11 protein-coding genes are annotated in these 15525 nt (G+C 69.9%); 5 read left to right on the top strand and 6 right to left on the bottom strand.

Annotated elements, in window-relative coordinates; all coding sequences use genetic code 11:
* Nucleotides 1-11 precede the first annotated feature (11 nt).
* Nucleotides 12-2096, top strand: a complete 2085-nt coding sequence (locus tag AC1VXD_RS12175) for an ATP-binding protein (RefSeq protein ID WP_482992255.1) — start codon at nucleotides 12-14, stop codon at nucleotides 2094-2096.
* Here the strand turns inward: AC1VXD_RS12175 and AC1VXD_RS12180 are convergent.
* The 3 genes from AC1VXD_RS12180 to AC1VXD_RS12190 form a co-directional block, all read right to left on the bottom strand.
* Nucleotides 2082-3527 (bottom strand): FAD-dependent oxidoreductase, encoded by a 1446-nt coding sequence (locus tag AC1VXD_RS12180; protein ID WP_108767229.1) that lies wholly within the window; start codon nucleotides 3525-3527, stop codon nucleotides 2082-2084. The genes AC1VXD_RS12175 and AC1VXD_RS12180 overlap by 15 nt on opposite strands.
* A gap of 61 nt (nucleotides 3528-3588) precedes the next feature.
* Nucleotides 3589-8043 (bottom strand): glutamate synthase large subunit, encoded by a 4455-nt coding sequence (gene gltB / locus AC1VXD_RS12185; RefSeq protein WP_482992256.1) that lies wholly within the window; start codon nucleotides 8041-8043, stop codon nucleotides 3589-3591.
* A 173-nt stretch (nucleotides 8044-8216) separates the two neighbouring features.
* Nucleotides 8217-8606, bottom strand: coding sequence for an I78 family peptidase inhibitor (locus AC1VXD_RS12190; protein ID WP_482992257.1), 390 nt, complete (start codon nucleotides 8604-8606; stop codon nucleotides 8217-8219).
* Between the two features lie 116 nt (nucleotides 8607-8722).
* On the opposite strand from AC1VXD_RS12190, the gene AC1VXD_RS12195 reads away from it, so the two are divergent.
* Nucleotides 8723-9775, top strand: coding sequence for a DNA topoisomerase IB (locus tag AC1VXD_RS12195; protein ID WP_482992258.1), 1053 nt, complete (start codon nucleotides 8723-8725; stop codon nucleotides 9773-9775).
* A 33-nt stretch (nucleotides 9776-9808) separates the two neighbouring features.
* Here the strand turns inward: AC1VXD_RS12195 and AC1VXD_RS12200 are convergent, their stop codons facing one another.
* The gene (locus AC1VXD_RS12200) at nucleotides 9809-10153 is read right to left on the bottom strand and encodes a hypothetical protein (protein WP_482992259.1); all 345 of its coding nucleotides are present in this window, start codon (nucleotides 10151-10153) and stop codon (nucleotides 9809-9811) included.
* A gap of 196 nt (nucleotides 10154-10349) precedes the next feature.
* Between AC1VXD_RS12200 and AC1VXD_RS12205 the strand changes: the two genes are divergently transcribed.
* Nucleotides 10350-11456, top strand: coding sequence for an SDR family oxidoreductase (locus tag AC1VXD_RS12205; protein WP_482992260.1), 1107 nt, complete (start codon nucleotides 10350-10352; stop codon nucleotides 11454-11456).
* Between the two features lie 72 nt (nucleotides 11457-11528).
* Here AC1VXD_RS12205 and AC1VXD_RS12210 read toward each other — a convergent pair whose 3' ends face one another.
* Nucleotides 11529-12596, bottom strand: a complete 1068-nt coding sequence (locus tag AC1VXD_RS12210; RefSeq protein WP_482992277.1) for a serine hydrolase domain-containing protein — start codon at nucleotides 12594-12596, stop codon at nucleotides 11529-11531.
* Nucleotides 12597-12788: 192 nt separating this feature from the next.
* Between AC1VXD_RS12210 and AC1VXD_RS12215 the strand changes: the two genes are divergently transcribed.
* Both AC1VXD_RS12215 and AC1VXD_RS12220 read left to right on the top strand, forming a co-directional pair.
* The gene (locus tag AC1VXD_RS12215) at nucleotides 12789-13175 is read left to right on the top strand and encodes a BlaI/MecI/CopY family transcriptional regulator (protein WP_164073873.1); all 387 of its coding nucleotides are present in this window, start codon (nucleotides 12789-12791) and stop codon (nucleotides 13173-13175) included.
* A 3-nt stretch (nucleotides 13176-13178) separates the two neighbouring features.
* The gene (locus AC1VXD_RS12220; protein WP_482992261.1) at nucleotides 13179-15092 is read left to right on the top strand and encodes a M56 family metallopeptidase; all 1914 of its coding nucleotides are present in this window, start codon (nucleotides 13179-13181) and stop codon (nucleotides 15090-15092) included.
* An 86-nt stretch (nucleotides 15093-15178) separates the two neighbouring features.
* Here AC1VXD_RS12220 and AC1VXD_RS12225 read toward each other — a convergent pair whose 3' ends face one another.
* Complete coding sequence (locus AC1VXD_RS12225) at nucleotides 15179-15502, bottom strand: I78 family peptidase inhibitor (RefSeq protein WP_482992262.1); 324 nt, start codon at nucleotides 15500-15502, stop codon at nucleotides 15179-15181.
* Nucleotides 15503-15525: the final 23 nt, after the last annotated feature.

The following is a 15525-nucleotide window of genomic DNA, read 5'->3' on the forward strand; positions in this document are numbered from 1 at the left end:
GAGGAGTAATCGTGAGTGTCGCTGGTTGTCCTGATGTCGCCGCCGCGCGCCGCCGCTGGCGATATGGCGGCGTGCTGCTGGCCCTGCTGGTGGCGTTGCCGGTGCGCGCCGATGACTGCAGCGGCCCGCTGCGGCTGGTGCATGCCTCGGCGCCGTCGTCGGTACCCGCCGGCCAGGCCGGGGCGGTGCACGGGGGCATCGCCGCGATGCTGGCCGCGCTGCGCACCGCCGAGCCATCGCTGCAGGTGCAGCCGGTGGCCGCCGACCTGCTGGGCGAGGGCCCGCTGCCGGCCGGCACGCAGGCGGTGCTGGGCTGGTCGCGTGGGCAGCTGCCTCCAGAGTGGCCGGCCAGCGCCACCTACCTCGAGATACCGCAGGTGATCGTACGCCGCCGCGATGCCCCGCCGATCCTCGACCTGGGCGGGCTGCGCGGGCAGACCGTGGCCACGCCCGATCCGGCATCGCTGTCGCCCCTGTTGCAGCGGCAGGCGCCCGGCGCGCTGCTGCTGCCACCGGCACCGGTGGCCACCGCCCTGCGCCTGCTGGCGGCCTCGCAGGTGGATGCGGTGGTGGCCAACCTGGTCGACGTCGAGCGCCTGCTGCGGGAGGGCCACGACAACGCGCTGCAGGTCGCTGCGCCAGCCGGCTTCGACGATGCCCTGGTACTGGCCACGACGCCGGCCTGCCGGCACTGGCTGGCCGTGTTCGACCCTCAGCTGGCACCGCTGTCCAGCGTGCGCGGCATCGCCTTGGCCACAGCGGGCAAATCTGCATCGAGGCCGGCGGACATACCGATGCCGACGTGGCTGCGCGGCCTCGCCGCCGCTTTGCTGGTCCTGCTCGGGCTGGGCCTGGTGCATGCCCTCGGTTACTGGCGGCTGCACCGCGAAGCGCAGCGCCGTCATGCCCTGCAGCAGCGCCTGCAGGAGGTCAGCGCGGGGCTGCCGGCAGTGGTCTATCGGACCCGGCGCAGCGCCACGGGCGAGTACAGCGTGCTCTACCTGACCGGCGACGTGCAGGCGCTGTTCGGCATGAGCGTGGACACCGCGCGCGTCGAGCACTGGCGGCTGCTGGCGGCCGTGCACCCGGAGGATCGCGGACCGGTGATGGCCCATGTCGACGCGGCGGCGCTGGTGCGCGGGCCGATCGACGTCACCTTCCGCGCCCGCGGGCGGATGGGCTGGCGATGGGTGCGTTCGCACGGGCGGCCGGTGGCCTGCAGCGACGGCGATGCCAGCGGCGTCGAATGGACCGGCTACTGGATGGACGTGACCGAGGCGCAGATGCGTGCGGCCACCTTGAACGATGCACGGCGCGAAGCCGAGCAGGCGGTGGTGGCCAAGGCCCACTTCCTGGCCAGCATGAGCCAGGAGATCGGTGCGCCGATGAACACGCTGATGAGCATGCTCGACGATCTGGCAGAGACGTCGCTGGATCCGCGCCAGCGGGAGCTGCTGGCCACCCTCGACGAGGCGGCCGCGATGCTGCGGCAGATCCTCGCCGAGGTGCTGGACAGCGAGCGGCAGCGTGAGGGCGGCCGTTCATCCCAGGCGGTGCCGACCGATCTGGCCGCGCTGCTGCGGGGCGTGCAGCGTCTGCTGGCGCCGCTGGCCGCAAGCAAGGGTCTGCATCTGCACTGCGTGCTGGACCCGGCGCTGCAGGCCGGCTCACTGGTCGACGGCCTGCGCCTGAGGCAGATCCTGTTCAACCTGGCGGGCAACGCGCTCAAGTTCACCGCGCACGGCGGGGTCGAGCTGCGCCTGCAGGTGCTGCGCCAGGCGGCTGCCGGCCAGCATCTGCGGCTGCAGGTGGCCGACACCGGCGTGGGTATCAGCCCGGCGCGGCAGCGGGCGGTGTTCGCGCCTTATACGCAGGCCGAGGCCTCGACCACCCGCCGCTTCGGTGGCAGTGGCCTGGGCCTGGCCATCTGCCGCGAGCTGGCCGCCGCGCTGGGCGGCGAACTGCAGCTGCACAGCGTCCCCGACGAGGGCACCACCGTCAGCCTGGACCTGTACCTGCCTGCGTGCGACGCCCCTCCAGCGTCGGCGCTACAGGCCGTACAGGCCACGGCCGTGGGCGGATCAGTGCGCCAGTAGGCGCACGATGCTGGCGGCGGCGTCGCGGCCTTCGGCCACGGCGGTCACCACCAGGTCCGCACCGCGCACGGCATCGCCACCGGCGAACAGGCGCGGGTGCGAGGTCTGGTACGGCAGGCGGTCCTTGCCACCGGCAACGATGCGGCCATTGGACTGGCCTTCCACACCGTGCTCGGACAGCCACGCCGGCAGCGTCGGCGAGAAGCCGAACGCGATGATCACCACGTCCGCTTCCAGCAGCGATTCACTGCCCTCGATCGGCACCGCGTTCTGGCGGCCATTGGCATCGGGTTCGCCGAGACGGGTCTCGACCACGGTCACGCCGATCACTTCGTCATCGGCACCGGCTTCGATCGACAGCGGCTGGCGGTTGAACAGGAAACGCACGCCCTCCTCGCGCGCGTTGGCCACTTCGCGCGCGCTGCCGGGCATGTTCGCCTCGTCGCGGCGGTAGGCGCAGGTCACCTTGGCCGCACCCAGGCGCACCGCGCTGCGCACGCAGTCCATGCCGGTGTCGCCGCCGCCGAGCACGACCACGCGCTTGCCGTTGAGGTCGGGCAGGGCGATGGTGTCTTCCCAGCCGGCAATCGGCCGGCCCTTCGGATCATCGCCGCTGACGATGCGGCTGTTCTGCACCAAAAACGGCAGCGCCGGCAGCACGCCCTTCAGGTCCTGGCCGTCCAGGCCACCATCGGTGTAGCGGTAGGCGCCGGTGCCGACGAACACCGCATCGTGGCTGTCCAGCAGCTGCTGCACGCTGACATCGCGGCCGATCTCCACGCCCAGGCGGAACTGCACACCCATGCCCTCCAGCACCTCGCGGCGGCGGTGGATCACGTCCTTGTCCAGCTTGAAGCTGGGGATGCCGAACTGCAGCAGGCCGCCGATCTGTTCGTAGCGGTCGTAGACCACGGCGGTGATGCCGGCGCGCGCCAGGCGGTCGGCGCAGGCCAGGCCGGCCGGACCGGCACCGATCACCGCCACGCTCTGGCCGGTGGGCTGCACCGCGTCCAGGTCGGGGCGCCAGCCGCTGGCCAGCGCGGTATCGACGATGTACTTCTCCACCGCACCGATGGTCACCGCGCCGAATTCCTCCAGCGTGCAGCTGCCTTCGCACAGACGGTCCTGCGGGCAGACGCGGCCGCACACTTCCGGCAGCGGGTTGGTGCTGTGGCACAGGGTGGCAGCTTCGTGGATGCGGTTTTCCTGCACCAGCTGCAGCCACTGCGGAATGGCGTTGTGCACCGGGCACTTCCAGCTGCAGTACGGGTTGCCGCAGTCCAGGCAGCGGCCGGCCTGGTACTGGGCGTCTTCCTTGCCGAACTTGCCGTACAGCTCACCCCAGTCGCCGGAGGTGCGCAGTTCGACCGGGATGCGCTGCGGCATGGTCCGGGGCAGATCGAGGAACTGGAATGCTTGCTTGCGGCTCATGGCGGGCTCTGGAATGCGGGGAGGGACGTTGCCGGCCAGCGGCCGGCACTACCGGAAAACATCACGCGGCGCGTCGCAGGGTTTCCGTCAGCGACTCGATGCTGGCGGCCTTGGGTTTGACCAGCCAGAACTTGCCGATGTAATCGCGGAACTCGTCCATGATCTGCTGGGCCCAGATACTGCCGGTCAGCTCGCGGTGGCGGCCGATCAGGCGGTGCAGGTGCTGGCGGTAGTTCTCGAAGCCCTCGGCCGACACGCGGTGGATGTCGATCAGCTCGTGGTTGTAGCGGTCGACGAAATCGCGGTCGACGTCCAGCACGTAGGCCAGGCCACCGGTGAAGCCGGCGCCGAAGTTCAGGCCGACCTTGCCCAGCACCAGCACCACGCCATCAGTCATGTACTCGCAGCAGTGGTCACCGGCACCTTCCACCACCGCCAGCGCGCCGGAATTGCGCACTGCGAAGCGCTCGCCCGCGCGGCCGGCGGCAAACAGCTCGCCACCGGTGGCGCCGTACAGGCAGGTGTTGCCGATGATGGCGGTACTGCGGGCCTCGAAGCGCGCGCCGCGCGGCGGGCGCACCACCAGGCGGCCGCCGGCCATGCCCTTGCCGACGTAGTCGTTGGCTTCGCCTTCCACTTCCAGGTGCAGGCCGCCGACGTTGAATGCGCCGAAGCTCTGCCCGGCGCTGCCACGGAAGCGCAGTTCCAGCGGCGCCTCGGCCATGCCCTGGTTGCCGTGCGCGCGGGCCACGGCACCGGCCAGGCGGGTGCCGATGCTGCGGTCGGTGTTGTGGATCAGGAAGCGGTGCTCGCCGCCCTGCTTGTGCTCGATGGCCGGCGCCAGCAGGCCGTCCATCTGCGTGGCCAGGCTGTCCGGCGATTCGTACAGGCGCTGCGCGGCGCAGTGGCTGCCTTCGTAGCGGGCATCAGCCAGCAGGCGCGACAGGTCCACGCGCACGCCATCGCGCGGCGCGGCCTCGATCTGCCGCAGCAGGTCGGTGCGGCCGACGATCTCTTCCAGCGAACGCACGCCCAGATAGGACAGCCAGCCACGCACTTCCTCGGCCAGCAGGCGGAAGAAGTTCTCCACGCGCTCGGGCTGGCCGGTGAAGTGGTTCTCGCGCAGGCGCTCGTCCTGGGTGGCCACGCCGGTGGCGCAGTTGTTGAGGTGGCAGATGCGCAGGTACTTGCAGCCCAGCACGATCATCGGTGCAGTACCGAAACCGAAGCTGTCGGCACCCAGCAACGCGGCCTTGACCACGTCCAGGCCGGTCTTCAGGCCGCCGTCGGTCTGCAGCAGGGTGCGCCCGCGCAGGTCGTTCGCCAGCAGCGCCTGGTGCGCTTCGGCCACGCCCAGTTCCCACGGCACGCCGGCATAGCGGATCGAGCTGACTGGTGAAGCGCCAGTGCCGCCGTCATGGCCGGAAATGGTAATCAGGTCCGCGCCGGCCTTGACCACGCCGGCGGCAATCGTGCCCACGCCGGCATGGCTGACCAGCTTCACCGACACCAGCGCGGTCGGGTTGACCTGCTTGAGGTCGTAGATCAGCTGGGCCAGGTCTTCGATGGAATAGATGTCGTGGTGCGGCGGCGGCGAGATCAGGCCGATGCCCGGCTTGGCATAGCGCAGGCGGGCGATCAGTTCATTGACCTTGTGGCCGGGCAGCTGACCGCCTTCGCCGGGCTTGGCGCCCTGTGCGACCTTGATCTGCAGCACCTCGGCATTGACCAGGTATTCGGCGGTGACGCCGAAGCGGCCCGAGGCCACCTGCTTGATCTTGCTGCGGCGCTGCGTGCCGTAGCGCGCCGGGTCTTCGCCACCTTCGCCGGAATTGCTGCGGCCGCCGAGGCGGTTCATGGCGATGGCCAGCGCTTCATGCGCTTCCGGCGACAGTGCGCCGAGGCTGATGGCGGCGGTGTCGAAGCGCGGGAAAAGCGTGCTGGTTGGGGCGACCTCGTCCAGCGGCGTCGGCGTGGCCGCCGGCACCAGTTCCAGCAGGTCGCGCAGTGCCGACGGCGGCCGGGCATGCACGGCATCGCAGTACTGCTGCCACGCACGCGGGTCACCGCTGCGCGCCGCGCGCTGCAGGGTGGTCACCACGTCCGGGTTGTACATGTGGTATTCGCCGCCGTGCACGTACTTCAGCAGGCCGCCGACATCCACGCCCTGCTGCGCATCCCAGGCCTGCGCGCACAGCTCGCGTGCATCGGCATCCAGGCGCGCGAAGCCGGCGCCACCGATGCGCGAGGCGGTATCGGGGAAGCACAGCGCGACCACCTCCGGTTCCAGGCCGATGATCTCGAACAGCTGCGCACCGCGGTAGCTGGCCACGGTACAGATGCCCATCTTCGAGATGATCTTCGACAGGCCCTTGTACACGCCCTTGCGGTAGCGGCGGCCGATCTGCGACTGCTCGCCGCCCTTGCTGAGCTTGAGGATGCCGCGGCGGCCCAGGTCGAACAGGGTCTGGTAGGCCAGGTACGGGTACACCGCGGTGGCGCCGAAGCCGAGCAGGCAGGCCATGTGGTGCGGGTCGCGCGCGGTGCCGGTCTCGACGATCAGGTTGACGTCGCAGCGCAGGCCCAGGTGCGAGAGGTGGTGGTGGATGGCGCTGGTGGCCAGCAGGGCGTGCACCATCGGCCGCCCGGCCACCGGGTAGCGGTCGGACAGCAGCAGCATCACCATGCCCTCGCGCGCAGCCTGTTCGGCCTCGGCGCAGATGCGCTCGATGCCGGCGCGCAGGCCTTCGTCCTCGCTGTAGGACAGGTCGAGCAGGCGGTTGGCCTGCACGTACTGGTCCATCTTCAGCAGCTGGCGCAGCTTGCGCTGGCTCAGCACCGGCGAGTTGAGGATGACGTGGTTCACCGTCTCCGGGCCGGCATGGAAGATGTTGGTCTCCTTGCCGAGCTGGGTGGACAGGGACATCGCGCAGTCTTCGCGCAACGGATCGATCGGCGGGTTGGTCACCTGCGCGAACGCCTGGCGGAAATAGTCGTACAGCGGACGGCTGCGCTGGCTGAGCACGGCCATCGGCGTGTCATCCCCCATCGAGCCGGTGGCTTCCTGCTCGGTCTCGGCCAGCGGCCGCAGCACCTGCTCCACTTCCTCGCTGCTGAGCTGGTACAGCTTGTGGTAGCTGCGCAGGGTGCCCTCGTCGAAGGGCTCTTCCACCAGCGACGGATCGATCAGTTCGGTCTGCAGGTAGGTGACGCCCTGCTGCAGCCACTGCTTGTACGGCGCGCGGCCACGGTTGATGCGGTCGATGGCTTCCGAATCGAGCAGGTCGCCGCGCTTGAGGTCGATGGCGATCATTTCGCCCGGGCCGAGCTTGCCCTTGCGCACCACGCGCTCGGTCGGCACTTCCCACACGCCTGCTTCGGAGGCGACCAGGAAGTGGCGGTCGGCGGTCAGCATCCAGCGCGCCGGGCGCAGGCCGTTGCGGTCCAGCGTACACACCGCATAGCGGCTGTCGCAGGCGACGATGCCGGCCGGGCCGTCCCACGGCTCGCTGTTCAGGCCATGGAACTCATAGAACGCAGCCAGGTCGGGATCCTTGAACTCCAGCGACTGGGTCGCCGGCGGCACCAGGATGCGCAGCGCCTGGATCAGTTCCATGCCACCGGACACCATCAGCTCCAGCATGTTGTCCAGGCTCTGCGAATCGGAGCCGTGCATGGAGATGACCGGATCGAACTCGGCGATGTCGAAGCGCGGGGTCTTCCACACCTTGCTGCGCGCCTGCGCCCAGCGGCGGTTGCCCTCGATGGTGTTGATCTCGCCGTTGTGGGCGAGCATGCGGAACGGGTGCGCCAGCGGCCAGCGCGGCAGCGTGTTGGTGGAGAAGCGCTGGTGGAACACGATGGCGCTGGAGGCCAGTTCGCGGCGCTGCAGGTCCGGGAAGAAGCGGCTCAGCTTGTCCGGCAGGACCATGCCCTTGTAGCTGATCGCATTGGGGCTGAGGGTGGTGACGTAGTAATCGGCATGCCCGCGAAGCTGCTGTTCGCTGCGGCGGCGGGCCAGGAACAGGGCGAGCGCGAAGCCGCCGTCATCCTGGCCGACACCGGCGTCGACGAACACCTGTTCGATGCGCGGCAGCGTATCGCGGGCCAGCTGGCCGCAGACGCTGTCATCGATGGGCACCTCGCGCCAGCCGGCAACCTTGCAGCCGACGGCTTCCACCTGCGCCTGCAGCTGCGTGCGGCAGGCCTGCGCGGCCTCGGCATCGTGCGGCAGGAACACCAGGCCGGCGGCGAAGCGCGCGCCCACGGCGATGCCCGCTTCGCTGGCCAGCAGTTTCAGGAAGGCATCGGGGCGGCGCAGCAGCAGGCCGCAGCCATCGCCGGTCAGCCCGTCGGCGGCGACACCACCACGGTGGGTCATGCGCGAAAGCGCGGCGATGGCGGTGTCGACCAGCAGGCGTGAGGGTTGGTCGTCAAGCTGGGCGACCATGCCGAAGCCACAGGCATCGCGCTCGGAGCGCGGGTCGTAAAGCCCTTGGCGGTTGCGGGGGGCCATCTCTACCTCGATGCGTAATGAAATGAGCAGGGACACTCGTGCCCGCTCAATCCCTGGAGCGCATCATGAGGCCACCGGATGCCTCGACTAGATCACAGTTGTTGCAACGCCGCAATACACGGTTGCGCGTGCAACCAAAACGCCGGCAAACCCTTGCCGGCGTTGGTTTTCACTCAGCCGCAGCGGGCACCGCTGACCAGCCCCTTTTCATCCACTTCGATGTTCAGGCGATCGCCCAGGAACTCCATCGTGGCTACGTCATTGGGCTTGAGCACGCGCACCTGGCTGGCGGCGGCATCTTCCTGGGCCTGCTTGCCCAGCGCGTCGGTGTAGGCTTGGCCGACCAGGCTCTGTACCTGGCTGGCATCGCAGGTGCCGGCCGGCGGTGCTTCGATGGCCTTGCCGGCTTCATCGGCCGGGGCCTTGGCGGCTTCGGCGGCCTGCTGGGCGTGGGCGGTGGCCGAATCCTGCTCATCCAGCGCCGGTGCCTGGCAGGCGGACAACGCCAGCACGGCCGGCAGCAACAGGACAGAGAGCGAACGGGCGCGAATCTGGAACGACATCATGACTCCGGAAGAGAAGGGACCGTGAAGACCCGAGCATAGCCGCGAAGCTCCCCTCACGTGTTTGTCTTGCGTTATTGACGTGGCCACGCCGCGCCGATCGCCACACTGTCAGCATGCCTATTGCCCCCACCCCCGAACGACAGGCCGCACGCGCGGCGGGCCTGCGCTATGTCGATGACACCCAGCCCGGCATCAGCCGGCGCCGCGCAGGCAAGGGCTTTGCCTACCGGGACGCTGATGGCCACGCGGTGCGCGATGCCGCCACGCTCCAGCGCATCCGAGCGCTGGCCATCCCGCCGGCCTACAACGCCGTGTGGATCTGCGCGCATGCCAACGGCCACCTGCAGGCCACCGGCCGCGATGCGCGCGGGCGCAAGCAGTACCGCTATCACGCCGACTGGGCGGCAATGCGTGATTCGGGCAAATTCGACCGCACCATCGCCTTCGGCGAAGCGCTGCCTGCCCTGCGCCGCAGACTCAGCCGCGATCTCAAGCAGCGTGGTTACCCGCGCGAGAAGGTGCTGGCGGTAGTGGTCGCGCTGCTGGCCGACACTCTGGTGCGGGTGGGCAATGAAACCTATGCCAAGGAAAACAAGTCCTATGGCCTGACCACGCTGCGCAACCGTCACCTCGACCTGCTGCGCGGGGGCCGCGTGCGCATGCGCTTCCGCGGCAAGTCGGGGCAGCTGCATGAGGTGACTGTCGGCGACCGCCGCCTGGGCACCTTGGTGCGCGGCGTGCAGCAGTTGCCAGGGCAGGCGCTGTTCCAGTACCGCGACGACGACGGTGTCGTGCAGCCGGTCGATTCCGGTGCGGTCAATGACTACCTGCGCGAGGTAATGGGCGAGGACTTCACCGCCAAGGATTTCCGCACCTGGGGCGGCACCCTGGCGGCGGTACAGACCTTCGCCGCCACCGAGCTGCCCGAGCCGTCCAGTCAGCGGGCGCTGGCCAAGGCGCAGCGCGAGGTGGTGTGCCAGGTGGCCGCGCGGCTGGGCAATACGCCGGCGGTCTGCCGCAAGGCCTATATCGACCCGTGCGTATTTGCCGGCTGGGAACGTGGCGAACTGTCCGCGCTGGCCGGTCTGCGCGGCCCACGACAGTGGGAGCAGGCCACGCTGAAGGTGCTGCGCCGGGCGCGGCGGTTGGCCAAGCGCCGCGCCTGAGGTCCTGGTAGCGTCGAGCGTGCTCGACGGCGGTTACCCGCAGTAAATGGCGGTGATGTTGTTGGTACGGCCGGTTTCGATCGTCAGGCGGTCACCGCCTTCCTGTGCCGCACCCGCCGCCGGATCGGCATTGCCGCTGGCGGTGTTGCCGCTGCGCTCTCGGCTGCCGCGCAGAACCTGCACGTGCAGGCTGTCGCTGTCCACGCGGGCGCGTTCGATGGTGACTGCCGAGGCAGCCAAACCAACCGCGCCGCGCACCATGTTGGTGTGGCACTGGCCGGAAATCACGCCATCGATCGGCTGGACCTGGGCAACCGGGCTGCTGCTGCAGGCGGCAAGGGCGAAGCAGGCGGCGGCGGTGGCAATTGCATGTTTCATCTGGGCATTCCTCGTGTCCTGGCTTGAAGAGTGCGACGACACGCGTGGTGGCGGAATGAATGCCGTGCACGCGATGGACACGGTGCGCTCACCGCCGCCCACAGTGCGGGTAGGGACACTGCACGAGCGGCGCACGCCGCCCCCCGGTAGTGCCGGCCGCTGGCTGGCGACCCCATTCCCTCCCGAGGAGACCTGCATGGCCACCACCAAGAAGACCCCCGCCCGCCGCAAGGCATCGCCCAAGGTGCGCAAAGGCAGCACCACGCCGAAAACCGTTGCCGAAACCGACCGCCCGCGCGTGGTGAAGACCGCCACCCGCAAGGCTGCCGGCAGCGACCCGCGCGCGGCGCGCGTGGCATCGCGACAGCGGCGCCTGCAGGACCAGGAGAAGGCCAAGGACGCACGCGCAACCAGGAAGGCGGCGAAGAAGACCGCCACCCAGGCTGGTGCGCGCAGGCAGCCGGAAACGATGCCGGCCCAGCACCTGGCCAAGCCCGGCCATGAACACGCACTCGAACTTGCGCCGCGCTTCCTCGCCCCGGACTACGTCGGCAGCGGCAAGCTGCAGGGCATGCGCGCGATCATCACCGGCGGTGATTCCGGCATCGGCCGCGCCGTGGCCGTGCTGTTCGCCCGCGAAGGCGCCGACGTGGCGGTACTGCATCTGGACGAAGCCGAGGATGCGGACATCACCCGCCAGCACGTGGAACGCGAAGGCGGGCGCTGCGTGGTGATCGCCGGTGACGTACGCGATCCGCGCTTCTGCAACAAGGCGGTAAAGCAGGTGGCGAAGGCGTTCGGCGGCATCGACATCCTGGTCAACAACGCGGCGTTCCAGCTGCATTGCGAGCGTCTGGAAGACCTGGAAGACGCGCACCTGCAGGAAACGCTGCAGACCAACATCGGCGGCTACATCCAGATGGCACGGGCGGTGCTGCCGCATCTGGGCGAGGGCGCCAGCATCATCAACACCGGCTCGGAAACCGGCCTGTTCGGCAGCAAGGCACTGGTCGACTACTCGGCAACCAAGGGCGCCATCCATGCCTTCACCAAGGCGCTGGCCAGCCAGCTGCTGCCGCGTGGCATCCGGGTCAACTGCGTGGCGCCGGGACCGGTGTGGACGCCGCTGAACCCGGCAGACAAGCCGGCCGAGGACGTGGCCGAGTTCGGCAAGAACAGTGACATGGGGCGCGCCGCGCAGCCGGAAGAGCTGTCACCTGCCTATGTGTTCCTCGCCTCGCCAGCCTGTGCCAGCTACATCAGCGGGGTCATCCTGCCGGTGATGGGCGGGCCGCACGGATGACGCGCCGAGTCTGCCCGATATGGCCGTCGGCACGGCCGATGCTCCGGTAGTGCCGGCTGCTGTCCGGCAACCTCAGGGCACGGTCTCCCCACGCCCATAGAGATCGGCGATGCGCGGAATGAACCGCTGGGGGTTGGCACCGACCAGGTTGGTCAGCACCACCACCGCCACGCCGCGGTCGGGGTAGACGATGAAGGCCGAGCGCGCGCCGCCGATGCCGGCAACCTGACGGTCCGGCACCGCCTGCAGCACTGGCCAGCCGGCGGCCCACGGGCCGGCCCGGCCATCGGCGAGCGGCTCGGCCGTCCACATGCGCGTGCGCGCGGGCTCGCCAAGCAGGCGGCCGTCGGCCAGCGCGGCCAGCCAACGGGCGGTGTCATCGGCGGTGGTCAGGATGCCGCCGCCTGCCCAGAGGCTGGGTGGCACGTCGTAAAACCAGTGCGACAGCCGTGTCGGCGTGTCAGCGGCTTCGGTCGCGCGCGGCGCGAGGCTGTACATCGTCGCCGCATCGGGCACCAAGTCGTAGCTGTCGCCGAAGGTGGTGCGGTCCATCCCGACCGTGCCGAACTGGCTGCTGGCGAGGAAGCGTTCGTAGGGCATGCCCGATTGCCGCGCGATGATCCGCGCCAGCAGCAGGTAGTTGGTCTGGTTGTAGGCGAAGCGCTGGCCGGGTGCAGCATCCATCGGCCGCGCGGTCACGGCCTGCCAGGCCTGCGCCTCGGTACCTCCACCCAGCAGGCCATGTTCATCGAGAATGTCCGGCAGGCCCGAGGTGTGCGCGAGCAGCTGGCGCACGCGAACGTTCTGCCAGGCCGGCGGCAGCGCATCGAGATAGCGCGCCAGCGGCGCATCCAGATCCAGCCTGCCCTGCTGCGCCAGCTGCGCGACCGCCACGCCGGTGAAGGCCTTGGTGGCCGAGTTCAGCGGGAAGCGCGTGCTGCGCGTGGCGGCGATGCCGTTTTCCACGTTGGCCAGGCCGAAGGCTTCGGACAGCACGACCTGGCCGCCCTTGACCACGGCCACCTGCAGGCCGGGGATGCGCTCGTCCTGCATGGTCTGGCGGATCAGGCGGCGTGCCTGTTCGTTGGCGGCATCAGGGCCGGGCGGAGCGGCGGCCACTGGCAGGGCGGCGAGAAGCAGCAGAAGGACGGTCAGCGTTGGGCGGAACATGCGCATTCCCGGCGGGGTGTCGGAGATCGGATGCGCAGGGCGGGCAGAAGGTTTAAGCCGTTCACCTGCCCCTGCCGTTCGTCGGCCCATGACTTCCGGGGGGTTGACTACAGTTGTCGTCACGCAGACAGTGACGACACGTGTAGTCAAGGGAGGTGTGTCATGCGTGGCAAGACCATCGGGGACCAGGAGCTGGCCCTGCTGCAGTACATCGATGAACATGCGCCGGCCAGTGTCGGCGAGGTCGCCAGTGGCTACGGCGAGGCCCGCGGGCTGGCCCGTTCAACCGTGCTGACGATGATGGAGCGGCTGCGCGCCAAGGGGTATCTTCAGCGCGAGCAGCAGGAGGGCGTCTACCGCTACCAGGCCACCCGTGGCCCGGAGAGCGTGCTGCAGGGCGCCGTGGCCCAGTTCGTCGACAACACCCTGCAGGGCTCGGTGTCGCCGTTCGTGGCCTACCTGTCGCAGCGCCAGGAAGTCAGTGACAACGAGCTGGCCGAACTGGAAGCACTGGTCGCCCAACTCCAATCGCGTCGCCACGAGGGCTGAGCCATGGACACCACGATGCTGATTTCCCTGCTGGAACGACTGGGCTGGACCAGCCTGCAGACCGTGCTGCTGGTGGCCCTGGTGTACGGCCTCTGCCGCGCCTTGCCCTCGCTGTCGGCCAGCACCCGCTGCCGCATGTGGTGGCTGGTGTCGCTGCAGGCGGTGCTGGGCCTGTTCTGGAGCCAGCCGCTGCAGCTGGCCTGGCTGCCGGCGCCGCAGGCGGTGGCAATGAGCGCCACCGACCTGGCCGCCGATGCGATCCATCCGATGGCGCCGGAACTCTCCGCGAACCTGGCCACCGCGCCGATCGACCAGGCCCACGACATCGCCGCGTCGATCGGCAGCGGCGTATCGCCGATGGCCTGGTGGGCGATGGCGCTGGCCGCGCTGTGGCTGTCCGGCGTGCTGGTGATGGCGTGGCGCACCTTCGCTGAGTGGCGCCAGTGCCGCGCGCTGCTGGCTGCCTCGCACCCCTGCGAAGACGCTGCCCTGGTGCAGGCGCTGCAGCTGGCTGCCGATGCCCACGGCCTGCGCCGCGCACCGCGCCTGTGGATGAGCGGGCGGGTGGACGCGCCGCAGCTGGTCGGCCCGCTGCGCCCGGTTCTGTTGCTGCCGGCCGGTGCCAATGCCCTGCAGGGCGATGCGCTGGATCTGGCGCTGACCCACGAGCTGCAGCACATGCAGCGCCGTGACCTGCAGTGGGGTCTGCTGCCCGCGCTAGCGCAGCACCTGTTCTTCTTCCATCCGCTGCTGCGCCTGGCCGTGCGCGAATACGCCCAGGCCCGCGAGGAAGCGGTGGATGCAGCCGTGGTCGGCCAGCACGGTGCCAGCCGCCACGCCTACGGCCGCCTGTTGCTGCAGCTGGGTGTGGCGCCGCAGCCGCACCTGGGCGTGGCCAGTGCCGCGCCGAGCACCACCAGCCTGAAGCGCCGCCTGATGAGCCTGCAGCCGCGTCGTGCCTGCCCGCGCATCCTCGCCATCGGCCTGACCGCCGTGGTGGTTGCGGTGGGCGTGGCGCCGATGCGCCTGGTGGCCGCCCCGGCCCCGCCGGCGCCGCCCGCACCGCCGAAGGTTTTCCCTGCACCGCCCGCGCCGCCGGCCGCGCCCTCTGTGCCGGCCTCCGCCACCCCGGTGGTAATACCCGCGCCGCCTGCCGCACCGGTGGTCCCCGCTGCGCCGCCCGCACCTCCGGCGCCCCCTGTGGACGACGAGGACGGCGACGACAGCTACACCACCGTGGGCGAGCTGCACTTGGGCAACGATCTGGAACGTGGCCACGTGCTGATCGACCATGGCCGCAGCTATGCCAGCGCCACGATCGACGACATCCAGCAGGCCCGCCGTGATGTCGGCCGCGACGGCCCGGTGCTGTGGTTCCGCGAAGGCAGCAAGCGCTATGCCGTGCGTGATCCGGCCCTCATCCAGCCGCTGCAGCGCGTCTATGCACAGTCGGCCGAACTGGGCCGCCAGCAGGGCGAGCTCGGCCGTGAACAGGGCGCCCTGGGGCGCCAACAGGGTGAACTGGGCCGCAAGCAGGCCGTGCACGCCCGCGAAATCAGCCGTGTGGCGACGCAGGCGGCCAGCCGCGCGGTGCGCGAGAGCGACATCAACCGCCAGGCCGCAGCAGAGGCGGCGAGAGCCGCGAGCGGTTCGATGGATGACGCCGCGGTTGCCCACCAGGCTGCGGCCGAGGTGCGCCGTGCCATGCAGGAGGTGCAGCTGACGCAGGACACGCACAGCCGCGACATCAGTGAACTGGCCAACCAGCAGGCGCAGTTGGGTCTGCGCCAGGCCGCGCTGGGCAGCCAGCAGGCGGAACTGGGTGAACGCCAGGCGCAGCTGCAGGCACAGGCATCGGCACAGGCGAAGCAGGTGATCGCCCGCGCCATGGCCAGCGGCAAAGCCCAGCAGCTCTGACAGCGCGGTCACGCCGGGCCATGCCCGGCGAGCGCAGCGGCGCGTATGCGAATGGAACCCGCCGGGCATGGCCCGGCGCTACCGCATCAACCGCAGCTGGCGCGTTCGATCCGGTTCTGTTCGTCCACGTGCACGGTCACGCGGTCCTGGCGGAAATCCATCGTCACGGCCATGCCCGGCTTCACCACGCGTGCGTTTCGCGCGCCGCTGTCGGCCACCAGCTTCTTGATCGTGGCCTCGTCGGCGGTCTTGCCGGTGAAGGCTTCCAGCGCCTCGGGGCGGCACTCATGCGTGCCCTCGGCACCCTTGGCCGGCAGGTGGCCTGTGTCGGCGGTGCTGTTGGTACCGGCATGGCTGCAGGCCGCCAGCGGCAGGATGCTGGCCAGCAGCAACAGGGTGGTAGGGCGCATGGGCACGGCTCCGGTGAAGGGAC

This window comes from Stenotrophomonas sp. STEN054, assembly GCF_056854535.1.